Source organism: Azospirillum sp. TSO22-1 (assembly GCF_003116015.1).
In the GTDB taxonomy this organism is placed as follows: domain Bacteria; phylum Pseudomonadota; class Alphaproteobacteria; order Azospirillales; family Azospirillaceae; genus Azospirillum.
Genome location: NZ_LGQZ01000108.1, coordinates 43,808 through 64,002, shown reverse-complemented (window position 1 = coordinate 64,002; position 20,195 = coordinate 43,808). Strand labels below are relative to the sequence as shown.

The 20,195-nt window shown below is 72.4% G+C and carries 10 protein-coding genes; all 10 read left to right on the top strand.

All coding sequences use genetic code 11. From position 1 onward, the window contains the following. Nucleotides 1-21: 21 nt before the first annotated feature. The 10 genes from TSO221_RS26040 (at nucleotide 22) to TSO221_RS25995 (ending at nucleotide 20,193) form a co-directional block, all read left to right on the top strand. A complete protein-coding gene (locus TSO221_RS26040) occupies nucleotides 22-4,671 on the top strand; it encodes a tubulin-like doman-containing protein (RefSeq protein WP_109121431.1) in 4,650 nt (1,549 codons plus the stop codon). 355 nt (nucleotides 4,672-5,026) lie between these two features. Continuing rightward, the gene (locus tag TSO221_RS26035; protein WP_109121430.1) at nucleotides 5,027-6,847 is read left to right on the top strand and encodes a VWA domain-containing protein; all 1,821 of its coding nucleotides are present in this window, start codon (nucleotides 5,027-5,029) and stop codon (nucleotides 6,845-6,847) included. Further along, the gene (locus TSO221_RS26030; RefSeq protein ID WP_146208909.1) at nucleotides 6,844-8,151 is read left to right on the top strand and encodes an SrfA family protein; all 1,308 of its coding nucleotides are present in this window, start codon (nucleotides 6,844-6,846) and stop codon (nucleotides 8,149-8,151) included. Before TSO221_RS26035 ends, TSO221_RS26030 begins: the two co-directional genes overlap by 4 nt. A 21-nt stretch (nucleotides 8,152-8,172) precedes the next feature. Beyond that, nucleotides 8,173-11,172, top strand: coding sequence for a virulence factor SrfB (locus TSO221_RS26025; RefSeq protein ID WP_109121428.1), 3,000 nt, complete (start codon nucleotides 8,173-8,175; stop codon nucleotides 11,170-11,172). Nucleotides 11,173-11,182: 10 nt separating this feature from the next. Then, complete coding sequence (locus TSO221_RS26020; protein ID WP_109121427.1) at nucleotides 11,183-13,816, top strand: virulence factor SrfC family protein; 2,634 nt, start codon at nucleotides 11,183-11,185, stop codon at nucleotides 13,814-13,816. A 16-nt stretch (nucleotides 13,817-13,832) separates the two neighbouring features. Then, nucleotides 13,833-14,756 (top strand): hypothetical protein, encoded by a 924-nt coding sequence (locus TSO221_RS26015; RefSeq protein ID WP_109121426.1) that lies wholly within the window; start codon nucleotides 13,833-13,835, stop codon nucleotides 14,754-14,756. Then, a complete protein-coding gene (locus TSO221_RS26010; RefSeq protein ID WP_247878278.1) occupies nucleotides 14,753-16,717 on the top strand; it encodes a vWA domain-containing protein in 1,965 nt (654 codons plus the stop codon). The genes TSO221_RS26015 and TSO221_RS26010 overlap by 4 nt, the downstream gene beginning before the upstream one ends. Beyond that, on the top strand, nucleotides 16,714-17,442 hold the full coding sequence (locus TSO221_RS26005) for an ABC transporter ATP-binding protein (protein WP_199229638.1): 729 nt from the start codon (nucleotides 16,714-16,716) through the stop codon (nucleotides 17,440-17,442). The genes TSO221_RS26010 and TSO221_RS26005 overlap by 4 nt, the downstream gene beginning before the upstream one ends. Continuing rightward, on the top strand, nucleotides 17,439-18,665 hold the full coding sequence (locus tag TSO221_RS26000) for an FtsX-like permease family protein (RefSeq protein WP_109121424.1): 1,227 nt from the start codon (nucleotides 17,439-17,441) through the stop codon (nucleotides 18,663-18,665). Before TSO221_RS26005 ends, TSO221_RS26000 begins: the two co-directional genes overlap by 4 nt. Further along, nucleotides 18,622-20,193: an SUMF1/EgtB/PvdO family nonheme iron enzyme gene (locus TSO221_RS25995; RefSeq protein WP_109121423.1), complete on the top strand. Its 1,572-nt coding sequence runs from the start codon at nucleotides 18,622-18,624 to the stop codon at nucleotides 20,191-20,193. The genes TSO221_RS26000 and TSO221_RS25995 overlap by 44 nt, the downstream gene beginning before the upstream one ends. The last annotated feature ends 2 nt before the right edge of the window (nucleotides 20,194-20,195 follow it).

Sequence of the window (20,195 nt, the reverse complement as noted above, 5' to 3'; positions counted from 1 at the left end):
AGCCCGCGAGGAACGACGACCATGGCCACGGCACACAAGGAAGTGAAGCGTTTCCCCGCCCTGGTGATCGGGCTGGGCGGCACCGGCGTGCGGACGCTGCGTTACCTGCGCTGGCAGGCCGAAAGCGGAACGGATACCGGGCTGCGCGGCATGTACGAGGCCGGGCACCTGCAGATGCTGGCCATCGACACCGACTGGAAGGCCAACCGCGAGGAGGAGCTGGACGAGCACGTCGTGCCCCGCACCGCGCCGTTCCGCAGCGGAACCGAGCGCTCGTTCAGCCGCGCCCTGCCCACCATCGAGTCGATCATCGGGATCAGCACCGACGGCATCGTCCGCAGCGTCGAGGCGATCCGGCAGACCCCGCGCCACCGGCTGCGCCTGGTCGGGAACGCGGAGCCCAACGACGGCATCGAATCCGCCCTGCCGTCGGTGACCGAGTGGCTGCCGGCGGTCAACCACGAGGCACTCGGCGAGATGTCGCTCGGGCAGGCGCGCTACGAGGGTGCCGGGCAGTGGCGTCCGCTCGGGCGGATCGGCCTGTTCACGGAGGCGCGCGCGATCTACGACAAGCTGAAGGACTGCCACGAGCGCGTCCGCAAGGTGACCGAACCGGGCAAACCGGTGCGCGTTCACCTGGTCTGTTCGCTGTCCGGCGGCACCGGCGCGGGCACGTTCTGGGATGTCGCCTTCATGATGCGGCACATCGATCCGGGCTGCTCGCTGACCGGCGCCTTCCTGCTGGCCGAGCCGTTCATCGCCAGCGACCGGGCCGAGCGGGTGGAGGCCAACGCCTATGCCTCGCTGAAGGAAATGGCCGTGTACAAGAACTGGCGCCTGCGGCCGGAGGAGACCTTCCGGATCCGCTACCCCATCGGCCGGCAGGGGCTCACCTTCGAGGCCGAACGCGGCGATTCCAGCGTCTTCAACCTCGTTTACCTCTACCAGTCCTTCAAGCCGGAGGGCGAACCCGCCGAGATCCCGGACCTCGCCGCCTCGACGATCCGGATGACCTGTTTCCGCATGGCCGAAAACATCCTGGCCCAGCTCCGCCTGGACGTCCGCGCCAAGCTCGACGAAGGAGCCAACAACGAGAAGACCGACGTCAACGCGCCGATCCACCACCGCGAGCGGGGATTCGTCTTCTCCACCTCCGCGGTGACCCCCCTGGCCCTCGCCGAGGTCGGGGAGATCGCCCGCACGCTCGAGGCGGCGATCCTCAACCGCGCGGTCGCCGACACCGGAGCGCGGCGTACGGTGGTGTCGGGGCGCGAGATCAAACGGCAACTGCATGGCGCCATACCGGATGCCGCCGCGGGGGCGGCGGAGACCACCGTTTCCCGCAATGCCCCCCTGTACGATGAGGAAACGGGCGCCCGACGGTTCGCGCGGGCCTCGCTCATCGGCATCTGGCGCGATTTCGCGGTCCGCAACGGCCCGCCGGCCGAGTGCACGCGGCTGCGCGGAATGCGTGCGAAGCTCGACGGGCTGGAGGGGCGGATCAAGGGGCTGAAGGCCGGACGGAAGGATCCCCAAGGGCAGGACGAACGGCTACGCGATCTGTATGCCCTGGTGGACAAGGCGCTGCGCGACGCCTGGGCCGCCACCATCACCGCCCAGGCATGGACGGCCGAGGTCAACGGGGTGGAGGCGGTGCGGGCCAATCTGCACCATGTCGACCTGTGCGCGCCCGAGCTGGACGGATTCTGGGAAAGGCTGCGAGCGTGCCTGAACGAGTTGCACGACCGGCTGCAGCGCGAGGTCGCGGTCCTCGACGACGAGGCCCTGGCCCTGCTGCGCGGCGCGGTGAAGGAACTCGACCGTTTGAAGCCGCTCGACCAGGGAAAGCTCCGCACCTCGAGCGTCCTGGCGCCGCCGTCGCTGATCCAGATGCGCATCGCTCTCGGAATCGTCAACGAGACGCGCGACGAGGACCTGATCCATCAGCATCGGATCCATGGCAGCGGGCCGCTGGAGCTCATCGTCGGCAAGTTCCGCGAGCGGCTCGACGCCAGTCTGGCCGAAGCCGAGCGCAGCGTCCTGGACGCGGGGCAGTGGCCCACGATCGTCGAGGAATTCCTGCACCAGAACCATGCAGTGCTGGCCGGCGACATCCGGAGGGTGCTGGCCGTTCACGACGAGAACACGCGCCTGTTGAACGACCGCAACACCCAGCTGCAGCAATACGGCCTGCAACGGCTCCGTGAGCCGTTCACCCAGCACAACCAGTACGCCGAACGCTTCGACCGCATGATGGCGCCACTGCCCGCCACTCTGCGGGCGATCCTGACCAGCGGGATGCCCAATCAGACGGAGGCGCTGCTCGACGAGATCGTCGGCCTGTTCGTGCGGGAGACCGCCCTGGATGCGGAAGACGTGCGCAACCACTTCCGCGACAGCCCGGCGCGGCGCGAGGTGTGGAAGAGGTTCCTGGACGACTTCCTCAAGGTCGCCGAGACGTCGCGGGATCCACATTCGTCCCAGGCCGGACCGATGGCCGATACCCTGGCCGAACTGATCGACCGGCATTTCCTGCGCCCGCACGATCCGCCGGGTCACCTGGAGGCGATCCGTGCCCTGAACGCCTTCGAACGCTTCCAGGTGCTGGCACGGTACTACGCCAGCTGCTTCGTGCGTTTCTGGTCGGAGCAGGAAGCCTTCATCATCGCGCGGCTCAACGGTGACGAGGGGCTCGAGGACCTCATCGCCCGGTGCCGCAGCACCGTGTTCGCCAAAGGAGCGGTGGCGCCCACCATCCAGCAGGCGAAGCTGGTCATCGGAAAGCCGGAGATCGGCCGGACGCTGTCGGAGAACCGCGGCGTCACCGACCGCAACGGCCTGATGAACCGGCTGAAGGCGGCGGCCCAGAAGGTCCTGAACGTCACCCCGAGCTTCGCCGAGGAAGCCAGCCCGGTTCCCGTCATCTATTACGAGGAGCTGTACCGCGCCGGGGCCGAGATCTCCGGCATCCAGCGCTATCACCGCCGCTACCGCGCCGCCGAAGACCGCTTCCGCTCGCTTTTCCATTTCCGGCGGGGTGCGGACGAACTCGAGAACCTGGTTCCCGACGAGCTGGCGCCCGACGCGATCCTGTGCGGCAATCCGGGGTGCGGCTTCGATCTCGCCAAACTTCCGGGACGGACGCACCTGATCTGCCCCGGCTGCGGAGGGCCGATCCCCAACCGCTGCGGCAATCCGTCCTGCGAGATCGACAATCTGTCCGAGCAGCTGCCCCCGAACGCGTTCGACGCGCAGGGCCGCCCGACGGTGCGGCAGTGCCCGTCCTGCCGGGGCGAGCTGCGGACCTACTGGTGGCGCTGCCCGGAGGCGGCGCATGAAGGCCGCCACATCTCCATGCGCGAAACGGCCTGTCCCCAGTGCATGGAGGAGTACCACGCCGGCCGGCGGCCGTTGTCGGAGGTCCGGCGCCGCGACCCGGGCGACGCGACCGACTGCCCCGGCTGCGTCGCGCTGCATGTGCCGCCGGGAAGGCGGACCCGCATTCCGGCGTCCCTGCGGGCCTACTTCGAGAACGGCGTGTCGGCGCTCGACCGGCACGATTTCGAGGTGCTCATCGACCGTCATCAGCTTCTCGAACAGCGCTGCCCCAACCAGGAGGTCGCGGAACACCTGCTGTTTCCGGTGCTGGAGATGAAGGACGGCAGCGGAAGGAGGCTGGTTCACGTGCACCGCAGCGGCCGGCTGTTCAGTGGCGACGCCGGCTACCCGGTCAGCGGGCACCACTGCCACCATTGCGGCTTTCCGGCCTCCGAGGCTGACGTCGACACCGCGGCGGCCGGCAAGCGGCTGACCTGCCGCCGGTGCCAGCGCACGCTGATGGTCTGTCCGTATTGTTCCGACCACGATGGCGCCCTGTTCCAGCCGCTGCCGAGCAGCGTCGGCGCCGTCCGCTGTCCCCGCTGCACCAACCTGATGCTGCGCGATCCCGCCGACTATCAGCCGATCGCGGCCGAAGGTCTGCGGCGGCCGGGGTTCTGCCGCAACCTGTTCGACTGCAACGCCGGCGCACGGCCCTGGAGCACCGCCGCGGAGTACGATCTGGGAACCTGCCACGCGTGCACGGGCACGGACAGGGCGCCGCTGCTGCCGTTCGAGCACCTGTCCCGCCACATCACCCATTGCCCGATCTGCCTCAGCCTGCTCGGCCTGCGCGACGGCAGCAAGGTCCGGCGTTTCCGGCCCGAGGATCTCGCGGAGCATTTCCGCGATCAACCGGGCCACGAGTTGCCAGACACCTGCGTGATCTGCGGCAGCGAGCCGGCCAAGATCATCCGTTGGATGCTGGAAACCGGCTATTTCGGCGCGACCATCGCCGACGTTCAGGAAAGCACCCTTCAATCGCTGCGCAACAGCTTCGGCATCGGCCAGCCCGTCCCCGATATCCCGGCGGAACTGGGCATGGACATTCTGGAGGCGATGCTGCACCACCACAGCGAGCACGCGCTGCATGAGGCGGTCATGGCGCTTCCCGGCCTGCGCGACGGCCGTTTTGCCACGACCGTCGTGCAGACCCAGCTCGGCATGCTGTTTCCCGGACCGCAGATATCGGCGCGCGCCGTCCGCGGCAAGCTGGCGGCCATGACGGAAATCAGCAACGAGGTGCGGCGGCGGGAACGGGCGTTGGTCAGCGCCGAAGCAGCGCCATTCTGAGGTGCCGGTCGTCGCGGGCAGGCCATTCCCGGCGGCCCGTCACGAATGCCGCACGTGTGGGTGGCCGAGTCGCGCCCCTTGACGCGGTGCGTGGCGGCGGCGCCCCCGCGGCCGGCGATCATCCGCATGCCATTTCAATGGCCGTGCCGCCGGGAGTAGCGCCGCCCGGGTGGAGATTCCCGCATCCCTTCGTCACCGCGCTCACATTTTCCGCAATGGTTGACAGCGGCATCCCGCTACCGACACCTTCGGACGTCTCCACCCTTTCAGGTCCCATGTGTTGGTCGGCACAATTCCTGCGAGCACCAGAACCTTGATTGCGTCGTATCTGGCGACGGCATAGGCTTGTGCGCGCATGGCCAACCGTTTCCGCATCGCCCGCACGCCGAGCACCCTGCACACGCCGCTGCGCTTGCAGGACGCGCCGGTGCTGGACTCGGCCGAGCAGATCCTGAAGGCGTTACGCGGCCGGGTGCCGCCCGATTGGGGCAGCGTCCTGGCCGAACCGCGCCGAAGCGGCGACTTCATCGACTGGTGGGCGGAAGGGCTTGGCAACGCGGTGGCGCTCTCGTCCCTGCCGCCGCATGAGCAGAGCCGCCTGCGCGCCGTCCTCGATGAGCGGCTGGGGCATGTGCGCCAGTTGGCCGAGCGCGTCGGCCGCGACGATCCCCGCCTGGGCGAGGCGCTGCGGCTGGCAACCCGCTATCCGGGGCCGGACTGCGTCCACGTCATAGCCGGACAGCCGGTGCTGATCTTCTGGGCGCATGCGGACCGGGGCGTGGCGGTAACGGCCGCACCCACGGCCGTCTCCGTCCGCGCCCCTGCCGCGTCGTCGCCGCCCACGACCACCGCGCCCACAACTGCGTCGCCCGCACCCGTGTCGCCCACGCCCGCGGCACCGGCAGCGGGGAAAGCGGCAAGCGGCGCCCCGGCCTGCGCCGCGACCGGCGCAGCTCCCACGGCCGCCGCGGGCGCGGGGGCTGGTGCAGCCACGGGGGCTGCGGTCGCCGCCGGGCCGGCGCTGGGATGGCGGGCCGGCATGGCCGCCGGCCTGGCGGTGTTGCTGTTGCTGCTGTTGGTCGCGGGAGCGGCGTGGTGGTGGCGCTGGGGCTTCTTCGCCACGTGGCGTGCCGACGGCGGCCTGCGCGCCGCGCTGGAGCGCGAGGAGGCGCGGGGCGGCGCGCTGGAGGCGGAGATCGCGGCGCTCGAACGCCGGCTCGACGACGCCCGCAAGGTCTGCCGCGCGCCGGAGCCCTCGAAAAGCGTTCCGCCCAGGCCGGATCCGCCCCGGAACGAGCCGCGGAAGGCCGAAGCGCCCCCGGCTGCGGCACCGCCCGTCACCACTCCCCCCGCACCGCCCGCCGTGGCGCCGCCCGCTGCCGAGGCGCCGGTGCCGCGGCCGAAGCCGTCGCCACCGCCGGTGCCGGCCCTACCCGCCGAAGCGCCCCCGCCGCAGCAGGCACAACAGGAGCCGCGCCCGGCCAAGGGTTGCTCCGCACCGCGCCCGCCCTGGGAGGCGCCGGAGGTGGTCTTCGCGCTCGACGCGTCGGGCAGCATGGGCTTCCCCTTCGGTCTGAGCGATCAGGACGAGGCGGCGATCCTCGCCGGGGTGCGCCGCGGTGATCCGTCGGCCATCGCGCGGGCCCGGCAGGTCGCCAACACGCGCCAGGGCGACCGCCGCATCGACCACGCCCGCAACGCGATGAGCACTGCGCTCGACCGCCTGCCGGGTGACGTGGACGCCGGGCTGGTGGTGTTCGGCGACTGCAAGGGCACCGACAATTTCTCCTTCTTCAAGCCGGCCGAGCGGGACCGCCTGCGCGGCATCGTGCAGGGCATCGAACCGCGCCAGGGCACGCCGCTGGCCCGCGGGATCGAGCGCGCCGCCAACATGATGGCCGCCGACGACCCCAAGAGGCCGGCGGTGATCGTCGTGCTGTCGGACGGCCACGATTCCTGCGGCGCCGACCCCTGCGCCGCGGCGCGCGCGCTGAAGGCCCGCAAGCCGGGGCTGGTCATCAACGTCGTGCAGGTCACCAACGGCGACTCCGCCTCGTGCCTGGCGCGCGAGACCGGCGGCAAGGTGTTCAACGCCACCGATGTCGGCGGCCTGCTGCCGGCCGTGCAGAAGGCCACCGGGCAGGCCCCCGTACCCGCGGAGTGTCGGAAACCATGAGCGGTCCCATGGACATCGGCGCGCTGCTGCGCTCCGACCCGCTGAGCGCCTATCAGGCCAAGGGGGCGCACGGGGAACCGGTGTTCCGGTCGGCCACGCCCCTGCGCCGGGCGGTGCAGGCGCGGCTCGGGCCCGAACTGGCCGGGTTCCTCGCCATCCCCAAGATCAACGAGCGCGGCGACGCCATCGACTGGTACGCCGCGTCGGGCGGCGACGTGATCCCGCCCGCCAGCCAGACCGAGGAGGAGCGCGCGCAGGCGCACGCCGAGGCCAAGGCCATGCAGGCCCGCCTGCGCGAGGCCGCCGCCGGCTTCGCCGCCGCCGCCGGCGCCACCCGCGACGAGACGCTGTTCGCCGCGCTGCTGGCCGCCGCCGCCGAGTTCCCGGACGGCGACCACGTCTATCTGGTCAACGGCCGGCCGGTGATCACCTTCTGGGGCTTCACCCACATCGGCCAGGACACCACCAGCTGGGCCGCCCGCGCCCCGGTCGCCACGCCGCCTCCCGAACCACCGCCCGCCGCGCCGATGCCGTCGGTACCGGCGCCGGTACGGCGCGGCGTCCTGTCCTGGCCGTTCCTGGCCGGCTTCCTGCCCTTCGTCGTGCTGCCCCTGCTGCTGATCCCCTTGCTGTTCGGGCTGCACAGCTGCTCGCCCGGTCTGGTGGAGCCCTATGTGGCCGGGATCGACCCGCGCCTGCCCGGGCTGTTCGGCTGGAGCGCGCCGGAGCGTCCGTCCCCGCCCGCCGCGCCGGCGCGCATCGACCCGCCGAAGGCGGAGGTTGCCGCCCCGCCGAAGGCGGAAATTCCAGTGGTCCCAGCCGTCGAGCCGGGAAAGCCGGTGCCGGTGACGCCGGAGGTCGGCAGGGCCGGGACGGTGCCCCCGGTTCCGCCGTCCAAGCCGCCGACGCCCGCCACCCTGCCGCCGGAGCCGGTGCCGATGGTGATTCCGGAACAGGCGCGCAAGGAAGGCCGGGTGGATTTCCTGGAGGGCCGCTGGCGCTCGCGCACCGGCCTGACGGAAACCGACACCGGGCGCCCGGTGGCGGTCGATTACGCCTTCGACCGGCAGGGTCAGGGCACGCTCACCATCCGTCGCGACGACGGCTCCGAATGCCGGGGCCGGGCGCAGGCGACCATGCGTGGCGGCCAGCTGCACATCGACGGGCTGGACGACCCGCGCTGCCCGGACGGCACCCGGTTCAACCGTTCGCAGGTGGAATGCCGGGTGGGCGAGGGCGGACGGGCGGTCTGCCATGGCCGCCACGCCAACAACAAGACCTTCAATGTCGAGATGCAACGCTAGGCCAGCCGGGGAAACCGTCGAATGCTCGCCGAACTGAAGAAATACGACGACGTCACCTCGCTGATCACCCGCAGCGGCGTGCAGTTCCTCGATTTCGGGCTGACGCTGCGCAGCGCCGGCAGCATGCCCGCCGGCTTCGTGCTGGACGGCGGCACGATGGGCGCGATCCGGCTCGACTACGCCCCGGAGGAGGGCGAGTACCATATGCCCGGCGACAGCCGGGCGCGCCGCCAGCCGCAGGTCGAGACGCTGCTGAAGGAGGTCGCGGCGCTGTACGACCGCCAGTGGCTGCCGGTGCCGGTGCTGCGCCGCCGGCCCGACGGCGGTTTCCTGGAGGGGCCGACCAACTGGGCGCGCGCCCGGCTGGTGCGGCTGGCCGAGGGCGAGGACCCGGCGCACAGCCACCGTCTGACGCTGGCCATCGACACCGCGCTGATGGTGGCGGAGGACGCGCTGTACCTGCGCCCCACCGACGAGGACGTGCGCGCCGGCCACCTGTTCCAGTTCACCGACGACGCGCGTGTGGCCGCCGGCTTCGCCGCGCTGCCCTGGGTGGACGCGTGGCTGCGTGAGCTGTTCGAGGTCGACGCCAAGCGACGCAAGGCGCACCCCGACGACCTGTCGGCCGATCTCGCCGCGTTCAGGCACCGGGCGCTGTACCTGCACCTGCTGAACCTGCTGGCGACCCAGGCGGCGGTGCCGCAGGTCAAGATGATCGCCAACCGGCAGGACGCGCTGCACCGCCCGGTGCCGGTCGACCTCGTCCTCGATTTCGGCAACGCCCGCACCTGCGGCATCCTGATCGAGGAGATGCCCGGCTCCGCCAACCGGCTGGGCGACGTGCACGCGCTGGAGCTGCGGGATCTCGGCGAACCGCACTGCGTCTGGCGCGAGCCGTTCCAGTCGCGCATCGAGTTCGCGCAGGCCAGCTTCGGCAAGGATCACCTGTCGGTGCAAAGCGGGCTGGGCGACGCCTTCCTGTGGCCGACCATCGCCCGCGTCGGGCCGGAGGCCATGCGCCTCGCCGCCCGGCGCCGCGGCAACGAGGGCTCGACCGGCCTGTCCAGTCCGAAGCGCTACCTGTGGGACACCGCCGAGTACCCGACCGCATGGCGCTTCAACGCGCAGCCCGGCGGCGGTGCCGCGTGGGACGAGCCGCACGCCACGGCCGCCCCCTTCGCCAACCACATCGACCAGAAGGGCGAGGCGCTGTTCTCGACGCAGACCAGCCACATGCCGGTCTTCATGCCGCACTACGCGCGCTCCTCGCTGATGACCTTCACCCTGGCCGAGATCCTGGTGCAGGCGCTGACGCAGATGAACAGCCCGGCGCAGCGCCAGCGCTCCAGCCACGCCGACCTGCCGCGCCACCTGCGCCGCGTCATCCTGACCGTGCCGCCCTCCATGGCGGTGCAGGAGCAGGCGATCTACCGCGAGCGCGCCAACCAGGCGCTGCGGCTGGTGTGGACGACGCTGGGATGGCACCCGGAAAGCTATGACCCGGAGCCCAGCCGCGACTGCTGGCCGGAGCTGCCGCAACTGGTCATGAACTGGGACGAGGCGACCTGCTCGCAGGTGCTGTACCTCTACAACGGCATCGTCTGGCATTTCGCCGGCAACGCCCAGCAGTTCTTCGCCACCATGCGCCGGCCGCGCTACGGCGAGACGCCGGGCCGGGCGCTGCGCGTCGCCTCCATCGACATCGGCGGCGGCACCACCGACCTCGTGGTCACCGACTTCACGCTGCGCGGCGAGGGCATCAACCCGGACATCATCCCCGACCAGCTGTTCCGCGAGGGCTTCAAGATCGCGGGCGACGACATCCTGCTGCGCGTCGTCCAGCAGGTGGCGGTGAAGGCGATCGAGCGGCACTTGGCCGCCTGCGGCGTCGGCGACCCGCACGTGGTGGTGGACGATCTGATGGGGCCGCACGCCACCGAGGCCACCAGGACGCTGCTGCGCCAGCAGCTCGCCGTGCAGGTGCTGCACCGCATCGGGCTGACCGTTCTGGCCGCCTACGAGGAGTACGACCCGGTTGCCGGGGCGCCCGTGCAGACGCGCACGGTGGAAGAGTTCTTCGACGTCTCCACCATGCCCGGCGCCACGGTGTTCGATTACGTGAACGCCGGGGCGAAGGCCGCCGGGGCGCAGGGCTTCGACCTGCGCACGGTGCCCGTCACCATCGACCTCGGCCTGCTCCACCGCACCATGTGGGAGTGGGAGATCGCCAAGGTGCTGCGCTGCCTGTGCGAGGCGGTGCGCGCCTACGACTGCGACGTGCTGCTGGTGTCGGGGCGGCCCTCGCGCCTGCCCGCGGTGCGCGAGATGCTGCTGGCCGAGCTGCCGGTGGCGCCCGACCGCATCGTGCCGCTGCACTCCCACCGCATCGGCAACTGGTACCCGTTCCAGAAGACCGGCCGCATCGGCGACCCCAAGACCACGGCGGCGGTCGGCGCCATGCTGTGCGAGCTGGGGCGCTGCGGCGCGCTGCGCAACTTCGCGCTGTCGTCCGACCGGCTGTTCGTGAAGTCCACGGCGCGCTACGTCGGCTTCCTCGACCTCGTCGGCACCATCGCGCCAGAGGACGTGCTGGACGAGCTGGACGTGGACGTCCGCCCCTCCGACGAGACGGGCGGGCAGGAGACCCTGGACCTCGCCAGGACGCACGTCTTCCGCAGCGTCGTGCAGCTCGGCTTCCGGCAGCTGCCCATCGCCCGCTGGCCGGCGACGCCGCTCTACCTGATGCACGCAGCCCCCGGCAAGGCGGAGGTGGTGCGCGCCGCGGCACCCGAGGTGACAGTGAAGCGTGTCACCCGCATTCCCAGCGCCGATCAGGTGCGGCGCGGCCGCAAGCCGCCCTTCGCGGTGGAGGATTACGACGTGGCGCGGGCCGAGCCGACCAACCCCGTCGGCGGCTTCAGCCGCGCCGACGTGAAGCTGAGCCTCCACACGCTGCCCTACACCGGCGTCGGCGTGGACGGCTACTGGCTCGACACCGGCGCCGTCGCCCTGCAGAAGTGAGACCGCGGACATGACCTTCGACGGCAACCCCCTCCCCCAGGCCTGCCAGGACGCGCACGACGCCGCCGGGCAGGCGGCCGGCTGGATCGCCGCCACGCGCGCCGAATCCCCGCGGCTGGACCGCGAGGCCGACGGCCTGACCCAGCAGCTCCTGCGCAGCCGCAACCACCTGCGCCGGTTGCGCCGGACGGTCGAACGGCCGCTGGCCGTGGGCTTCTTCGGCGAAAGCCAAGTCGGCAAGTCCTATCTGGTGTCGGTGCTCGCGGCCGGGGCGAACGGCCGGCTGGAAACCCGGCTCGGCCCCGACCGGCTGGACTTCCTGGAAAACGTCAACCCCGTGGGCCACGGCAAGGAGGCGACCGGGCTGGTCACCCGCTTCACCTGCCGCCCGGGCGGCGCGCCGGCCAGCCACCCCGTGGAGGTGCGGCTGCTGTCGGAGGCGGACGTCATCAAGATCCTCGGCAACAGCTACTACCGCGACTTCGACCAGCAGACCGCCGTGCCGCTGCCCGAGGCCGCCATCCGCGACCGGCTGAACGAGCTGCGCGGCCGGGCGCAGCCACAGCCGGCGGGCGGCCTCAGCGCCGAGGACGTGATCGACGTGATGGACTATTTCGCCCATCACTTCCGCGCCTCCATGGAGCGCTACACGCTGTTCTGGCGCACCGCCGCGGATCTGGCGCCGCGCCTGGCCGCCGACGACCGCGCCCGGCTGTTCGCCCTGCTGTGGCAGGACGTGGCGCCCTTCACCGAGTGCTACCGCACGCTCCAGGCGGCGCTGGCGGCGCTCGGCCACGCGGAGTCGGCGCATTGCCGCCTGTCCGCCCTGGTGGAACGCAAGCCGGACGGCAGCCTCGCCAAGGAGCGGGGCATCGTCAACGTGCAGACGCTCTGGCAGCTGGGCAAGGACGGCGCCGACCGCGTCGGCGTGCTGCCGGCCGACGGTGGGGCAGCCGGTGGGGCCGAGGTGGCGTTGCAGCGCTCCGTCCTGGCGGCGCTGGTGGCGGAACTGCGCTTCGTCCTGGCCGAACCGCCGGCGGCGGAGCTGGTGGAGCGGGTGGACCTGCTGGACTTCCCCGGCTACCGCGGCCGGCTGGCGGTGTCCTCCATCGAGGAGGTGGGGAGCCAAGCGCGCACCGCGGCCAACGCCGACCCGATGGCGGAGCTGTTCCTGCGTGGCAAGGTCGCCTACCTGTTCGAGCGCTACACCGCCGACCAGGAGATGAACCTCCTGCTGCTCTGCGTCGCCTCGTCCCGCCAGCCGGAGGTGGCGGCGGTCAAGGATGCGGCGTCGGCCTGGGTGCGCCAGACGCAGGGCGCCACACCCGAGGAGCGGCGGCGGCGTGCCGCCGGCCTGTTCTTCGTCATCACCCGCTTCGACGAGAAGGTCGCCCCGATGGCGGCGGAGACGGCGGAGAGCCGGCGGCTGATCTGGTCCGACCTGATGAAGATGGCGCTGGAGAAGATCGGCGCCGAGGAGTGGGTGGCGAACTGGAACGGCCGCCCGTTCAACAACACCTTTCTGACGCGCAAGCCGCGCCTCGCCAGCACCGTCGTCGCGCTGGAGGACGGGCGCGAGACCGGCTTCCTGCCGGGCCAGCCGGAACGGCTGGCGGAGCTGCGCCGCACCTTCCTGGAGGAGACGCTGGTCCGCGACCACGTCGCCGAGGCCCACGACGCCTGGGATGCCGTGATGACGCTGGACGACGGCGGCGCCGGGCGGCTGATCGCCAAGCTGACCGCCGCCGCCGACCCGGCGCAGAAGACCGGCCGCGTGGCCGAGCTGCTGGCCGCGGAATGCCGGCGCCTGCGCGACGGCGTCGGTTCCTTCTACTCCGGCACCGGCACCGAAGAGGTGACGCGCAAGGAGCAGGCGTTCGACGCGCTGCTGCGAAGCCTCGACCCCGGCTATCTCGGCGCCATCCTGGCCAGCCTCTATCCCTCCGCCGAACGGCTGCGCGCCCTCTATTTCGGGGCCGGCGAGAAGGCCGAGACGGCGCCCGCCGCCCGCGCTCCGCGCGGCCGGGCCGACCTGTCGGCGCTGATGAGCGGCGGCGGGGCGGCGGGTGGCGCGGCACCCAGGGCACGCTCCGGCCGTGCCGTCGATTTCGCCCGCGAGGTGATGCGGGAATGGCAGCAGCTGCTGCGCGAGTTCCCGGACGACGAGGACCTGCTGCGCCACCTGGGCGGGCTGCCGCGCGAGACGGCCCTGTTCATCACCCGCGAGCTGCTGACCGCCGCCGCCACCGCCCGCCTGGAGGAGCGCATCGTCACCGCCATCGAGGCGGCCGAGGCCAACGCCGGAGCGCAGTGGGAGGCGATGGTGGACCGGCAGGTGCTGGCCTCCGCCATGGTCATCGGCCGCTTCATCGATGATTTCGGCATGCAGGAGCGGGCGCCTTCGGCCCGGCCGCTGCGCCCGGACGGCGTGACGCCCATCTTCACCGACCCGCCGCCGGCCGGCGCCTATCCCGACCTGCCGGAGGAGGAGACCACCAGCCCGTTCATCTTCGACTGGCTGCTCGCGCTGAAGGCCGCCGCGATCGAGAACGTCGGCCATTCCGAGGCCAGCGAGATCTCCAGCCACGCCAACCGCCGCCTCGGCGAGATCCTGGCCCGCGTGCCGGTGCCGGACGCCGCCTGAGCAGGAAACCGACCGCATGCGCGCCGACATCCTCACCCACCCCTGCCTCGGCCCCGGCCACGGCCTGATCCGCCTGCCCGACGGCACCGCCGCCCCGCCGGCCCTGTCCATCCAGCGCAACCAGGGGGCGGCGAACTGGCTCGGCCCCGGCGGCTGGCAGGCCAGCGAACACCGCTTCGCGCTCGACGGCGGGATGTTCACGCCGGAGGACGGCGGCATCGCCGTCGCGACCCCCGCGGTGGATGCCGTGCTGGCGGCGCGGGCCGGCGGAGCCGCCTTCGCGCTGCACCTGCTGGACGGCGAAGCCCGCACCACCGGCATGCTGAGCGTGCGCGACCTCCTGGGCGGCAACGCCCGCCGCGCCGCGCCTCCACCCGCTCCCGAGCCGGTTCCGCCCGAACCGCCGCCGCCCGAGCCGGTACCCCCCGGGCCGGTGCCGGACCCGCCCCCCGGACCAGTGGTGCGCAGCGGCGGGGGCGGCCCGAACGTCGCGCTGATCGCCGCGGTTTTGGCGGGGGTGCTGCTCGCCGCCGGGGGCGGCGCGTGGCTCCTGTTCGGCCGCGGCGACACGCCTCTGACGGCGGCGGCTCCCGCCGCCCCGCCCGCGCCGCCCCCGGCTCCGGCCGACACCCGCAAGGAGGTGGGCGACTTCCTGGCCGGCAAACCCTCGCCGGATGGCGCCCGCGCCAAGGCGGAGGGGATGGCGAAGGCCGGGCGGTTGGATGGCGCGCTGCTGCTCTACCGCTACGCGGCGGAGGGCGGCGACGGGGCGTCGGCGCTGGCGCTGGCCCGGATGTACGACCCCGCCACCTTCGCTCCGCAGACCAGCCCGCTGCCCGCGGCCAACGCGGACATGGCGCGCCACTGGTACGAGAAGGCCGCCGCCGCCGGATCCGCCCCCGCGCAGCAACGCCTGTCGCAGATGAAGGAGGGCAAATGATGCGCCGCGCCTGGAAGGCTCCGTTCGCCGCGCTGGGTCTGGCGCTCTGCCTCGCCGCCACGCCGGCGCCCTGTGCCGAGCGGCAGCCGCTGCTGATGGAGGGCAAGAAGACGCTGTTCCAGCGCGCGCTGACCCGCCCCGGCGCCCTGCTGGCGCCCGCCGCCGGGCAGGCGGGCGGCAAGGAGCTGCCGGCGCTGTCCATCCTCTACGTCTACGACCGCAAGGCGGGGGACGGGGCGGAGTGGCTGGAGGTCGGCGCGGACAGCCGCGGCGGCGTGCGCGGCTGGGTCAGGGCCGACGCGACGCTGCCCTGGAAGCAGCAGCTGACGCTGGCCTTCACCAACCCGGCCGGGCGCGACCGGGCGCTGCTGTTCAGGGAGAAGGCCGGCGTGCTGTCGGTGCTGGAGGCGCCGGAGCCCGGCGCCGCCGCCCGTCCGCTGCTGGCCGCCGCGCAGACGCCGCCGCTGCCCGCGGATTCACCGGCGATCTCCATCGAGCCGGAGACCCACGTCGATCTCAACAAGCGGTTCTACCTGCTGCCTATCCTCCAGGCGGAGGAGGCGTACCACGGCGCCGGCTTCCCGGTGCGGGTGCTGGAGGTGGCCTCGGTTACCGCGCGTCCCGACCCCAAGGACGCTAAGCCGGCAGCCGACCACGCGTTGGCGCTGCGCAACTTCAGCGCCAACCTGGTCTTCGTCATCGACAGCACCGTGTCGATGGACCCCTACATCGACCGCACGCGCGAGGCGGTGCGGCGGATCCACGCCCGCGTCCAGCAGGCCGGCCTGTCGTCGCGCGTGCGCTTCGGGCTGGTGGCCTTCCGCTCCTCAGTCAAGGCGGTGCCGGGGCTGGAGTACGTCACCAGGCTCTACGCCGATCCCAACACGGTCGCCGACGGCGACGCCTTCATGGCGCAGGTCAAGGGGCTGAGCCAGGCCAAGGTGTCCAGCGCGCGCTACGCCGAGGATTCCTACGCCGGGGTGATGACGGCCCTGCGCGACATCGACTGGAGCGAGGCCGGCGGCCGGTACGTGGTGCTCATCACCGATGCGGGCGCGCTGCGCGGCAACGACCCGCTGTCGGAGACCCGGCTGGATGCCGAGCAGGTGCGGCTGGAGGCGGAACAGCGCGGGGCGGCCATCTACACGCTGCACCTGAAGACGCCCGCGGGCCGGAACGACCACGCCGCGGCCCAGGCGCAGTATCAGGCGCTGTCCCTCAACAAGACCCTGGGCAAACCGCTGTACTACCCGGTGGACGCCGGATCGGTGGACGAGTTCGGCCGCATCGTCGACAGCCTCGCCGAGGCCATCGTCGCCCAGGTGAAGACCGCCGCGGAGGGCAGGCTCACCCCCGCCGACGCGGCCAGGGACGAGAAGGACGCCGCCCGGCGCGCCGCCCGCGAGGCGCAGATGGTCGGCCGCGCCATGCAGCTCGCCTATCTCGGCCGGGTGGAGGGGACGGAGCCGCCGCGTCTGCTGCGCGCCTGGATCGCCGACCGCGACTTCGCCAAGCCGGACCTCGCCACCACCGACGTGCGGGTGCTGCTGACCAAGAACCAGCTCTCCGACCTTCAACAGGCGGTGAAGGGCATCGTGGACGCGGGCCAGGCGGCGCAGCTCACCCCCGACGATTTTTTCAAGCGCCTGCGCTCGGCCGCCGCGGTGCTGGGCCGCGACCCCAACCAGATCAACCGGCCGGACGCCGCCAAGCTCGGCGACCTCGGGCTGCTCGGCGAATACCTCGACGACCTGCCCTACAAGAGCAAGGTCATGAGCATCGACCAAGCCACCTGGGGCCGCTGGTCCATCGGCGAGCAGCAGGCCTTCCTGGACGAGTTGGAGCGCAAGTTGCGCCTCTACCAGCTCTACCACGACGACACGGCGCGCTGGATCGCGCTCGACACCAGCGCGGCGCAGGCGGACGCCGTCTTCCCGGTGCCGCTGGAAGCGCTGCCGTGACCGCCATCCTCCACCTGGAAGACGTGACGCGGCAGCGCGGACGGGGTCCCGGTTCCTTCCGGGTGGAGGTCCCCCGACTGAGCGTCGCGGCGGGGGAGTGCGTGGCGATCACCGGACCGTCCGGCTCGGGCAAGAGCACGCTGCTGGACCTGCTGGGCCTAGTCGGCGCGCCGGAGAGCGCCGGGCGCTTCGCGCTGCGCCTCACCGCGGGGGAGGCGGTGGACGTGGCGGCGCTGTGGGCGCGGGACCGCTCCGACGCGCTGGCGGAATTGCGCGGGCGCGGCGTCGGCTATGTGCTTCAGACCGGCGGGCTGCTGCCGTTCCTCACCGTGCGCGACAACATCGCGTTGTCCTGCCGTCTGACCGGCAAGGCGGCGGGCGAGCGGGTGGCGGCGCTGGCCCGCGTGCTGGGGCTGGAGCGGCACCTGACCAGGAAGCCCCGCGACCTGTCCATCGGCGAGCGCCAGCGCGTCGCCATCGCCCGCGCGCTGGCGCATGGCCCGGCGCTCGTCGTCGCCGACGAACCGACCGCCTCGCTCGACCCCGCCAACGCCGAGCGGGTCATGGCGCTGTTTCTGCACCTCGCCCGCACCTTGGGCGTCGCCGTCGTCGTCGCCTCGCACGACTGGGAGCTGCTGGGCCGGCACGGCGTGCGGCGCATCGATGCCTCCCTTGCGAGGACGGAGGGCGGCACGGTGGCGCGCTTCGACGGGGCGGCCGCATGAGGCGTTGGCGCACCGCCCTCGTCCTGGCGTGGAAGGACTTCGCCCATGAATGGCGGATATCCGCCTGCCTCGTCCTCGGGCTGGCGGCGGTGCTGACGCCGCTGCTGGTGCTGTTCGGGCTGAAGTCCGGCATCGTCGCCACGCTGACCGAACGGCTGCTCGCCGACCCCACGAACCTCGAGGTGGTGGTGCTCGGCAACGGCCGGCTGGACCGGGACTGGTTCGCCGCACGTGCGCGCGACCCGCTGGTGCGCTTCGTCGTGCCGCGCACGCGCAGCCTCGCCGCCACCATCGATCTCGTGGCCGGCGCCAGCGGCGGGGGCGGCGGAAGGCGCGTGCTGGCGGGCGTCGAGATGCTGCCGACCGCCGCCGGGGACCCGGTGCTGGCCGGCCGCCCGGTTCCGTCGGAGGTCCGGCAGGTGGTCCTGAGCGCGGCGGCGGCGCGCAGGCTGGGCGTGGCGCCGGGCGACCCGCTGGCCGCCGCCGTGCCGCGCCAGACCGGCGAGCGGCGCGAGGCCGGACAGCTGGGGCTGACCGTGCTGGACGTGCTGCCGGACGCGGCCATGGCGCGGGAGGCGGTGTTCGTCCCGCTGGCGCTGCTGACGGCGGCCGAGGATTTCCGCGACGGCTTCGCCGTGCCCGATCTCGGCTGGCCGGGGGAAAGAAGCGCGCCGCCGCGCACCGTCTTCGCCAGCGCCCGCCTCTACGCCACCGGGATCGATGCGGTGGCGCCGCTGGCCGCCGCGCTGGCCGCGGCCGGGATGGAGGTGCGCACGCGCGCGGCGGAGATCGAGCAGGTGCGCGCCATCGACCGCGTGCTCTCCTTCCTGTTCACCGTCATCGCCGGCATCGGGGCCGGCGGCTTCGTGCTGTCACTGGCCGCCAGTCTGTGGGCCAACGTGGACCGCAAGCAGAAGGACCTGGCGCTGCTGCGGCTGGTCGGCTTCACCACCGCGCCGCTGGTCGCCTTCCCGGCCGCCCAGGCGGTGATGATCGCGCTGTGCGGCGCCGCGGCGTCGGCCGCCTGCTACGCCGCGGTGGCGGCCTCGCTCAACGCCGTGCTGTCCGAGAACCTCGCGCATGGCGAGGTGGTCTGCCGCCTGCCGCTGCCCGCGGCGCTGGCGGCGCTGCTGCTCACCCTCGTCCTGTCCGTCCTGGCGTCCGCCCTTGGAGGATTCCGTGCGTCCCGCATCGAACCGTCGCAGTGCCTGCGCGAGGTCTAGCCTCGCCACCCTCCTGCTGCTGCTGACGCCGGCCGCGGCCGGGGCGGCGGAAGGACCGGCGCGCTGGGCGGACGCCCTGTGGAACCCGAAGCCGGACACGGACGACGTCGCGCTGCCCATGCCCTGCGGCGGCGCCATGGCCTTCCGCCGGGTCGAGGTGCCGTCGGACGGCCCGCTGGGCGACTACAAGGTCACCCTGGGCGGCACCGACGAAACCGCCGCCTTCGCCGAGAACAGGCACACCGACCACCTCGCCGGCGCCTTCGAGGCGGGCAAGGCGGCGCGCTATTACCTGATGGCGAAGTACGAGGCGAGCGAGCTTCAGGTGCAGGCGCTGTCCGGCACCTGCCCGCAGCCGTCCATGCGGCTGCGCCTGCCCAAGGTGAACGTCACCTGGTTCGAGGCGGTCGCCTTCGCCGACGCCTACAGCCAGTGGCTGCGCGCCAACGCCGCCGACCGCCTGCCGAAGGATGGGCAGGAGGCGGGCTACCTGCGCCTGCCCACCGAGGCGGAGTGGGAGTTCGCGGCGCGCGGCGGCACGCGCGTGCCGCCCGCCGAGTTCGAGGAGCGCACCTTTCCCATGCCCGAGGGCATGGCGCGCTACGTCTGGTTCCAGGGCAGCCAGTCGGCCAACGGCAAGCTCCAGCTCACCGGCCTGCTGCTGGCCAACCCGCTGGGCCTGCACGACATCCTGGGCAACGCCGACGAGATGGTGTGGGAGCCGTTCCGCCTCAACCGCGTCACCCGCGCGCACGGGCAGGCCGGCGGGTTCGTGGTGCGCGGCGGCAACCTGTTCACCTCCGAGGCGGACATCCGCTCCGCCTACCGGCAGGAGCAGCCCTTCTACGATTCGCAGGGCGCACGGCGCAGCGCCTCCACCGGATTCCGGCTGGTGGTGACGGCGCCCGTGCTGACCAGTCCGGCGCGGTTGCGCGAGGTGCAGGCAGCGTGGTCCAAGCTGGGAACGGGGGCTGGCGGACTGGCTGGGCCGGCGCTCGCCGACCCGGTGGAGGAACTGGGCGTCATCGTCAAGGCGACGGACGACGAGCGGGTCCGGCGTCGCCTCCAGGACCTGCAGACGACCATGCGCGGCAACATCGCCGCCCGCGACGAGCAGCGCGACCGTGCCGCCCGCGTGCTGCTGCGCCTTGGCGCCTTCCTGGGGCGCAAGCTGGCGGACGACGCCCGCGCCATCGACCAGCTGGCCGCCGTGTACGAGGCGCGCACCAAGTCGGCCTCGGCCGACGACGCCCTGGCCAAGCGCTACAAAGGGCAGCTGGATACCGAGAAATCCGTTCTCTCCGACAACCTGAAATACTATGCTGATACGGTGCTGCGCGCTGCGGGCGACTACACGGCCGAGGTGCTCTCCCGCCAGAACGCCGTGCTGGCCGTGGAACTGAAGAACAACGAACTGCCCGACCTCGTGCGCCTGGCCGAGATGTTCCTCGGCCACACCCAGGCCTACCGCGCCTCGGGAAAGCCGGACCGGGATCAGTGGCTGAACGAACTGAAGACCAGAAACTGAGC

Coding starts and splice junctions, on each gene's coding strand:
- TSO221_RS26000 (WP_109121424.1), top strand. CDS start 17,439: ATGAGGCGTTGGCGCACCGCCCTCGTCCTGGCGTGGAAGGACTTCGCC.
- TSO221_RS26035 (WP_109121430.1), top strand. CDS start 5,027: ATGGCCAACCGTTTCCGCATCGCCCGCACGCCGAGCACCCTGCACACG.
- TSO221_RS26025 (WP_109121428.1), top strand. CDS start 8,173: ATGCTCGCCGAACTGAAGAAATACGACGACGTCACCTCGCTGATCACC.
- TSO221_RS26040 (WP_109121431.1), top strand. CDS start 22: ATGGCCACGGCACACAAGGAAGTGAAGCGTTTCCCCGCCCTGGTGATC.
- TSO221_RS26015 (WP_109121426.1), top strand. CDS start 13,833: ATGCGCGCCGACATCCTCACCCACCCCTGCCTCGGCCCCGGCCACGGC.
- TSO221_RS26030 (WP_146208909.1), top strand. CDS start 6,844: ATGAGCGGTCCCATGGACATCGGCGCGCTGCTGCGCTCCGACCCGCTG.
- TSO221_RS26010 (WP_247878278.1), top strand. CDS start 14,753: ATGATGCGCCGCGCCTGGAAGGCTCCGTTCGCCGCGCTGGGTCTGGCG.
- TSO221_RS26020 (WP_109121427.1), top strand. CDS start 11,183: ATGACCTTCGACGGCAACCCCCTCCCCCAGGCCTGCCAGGACGCGCAC.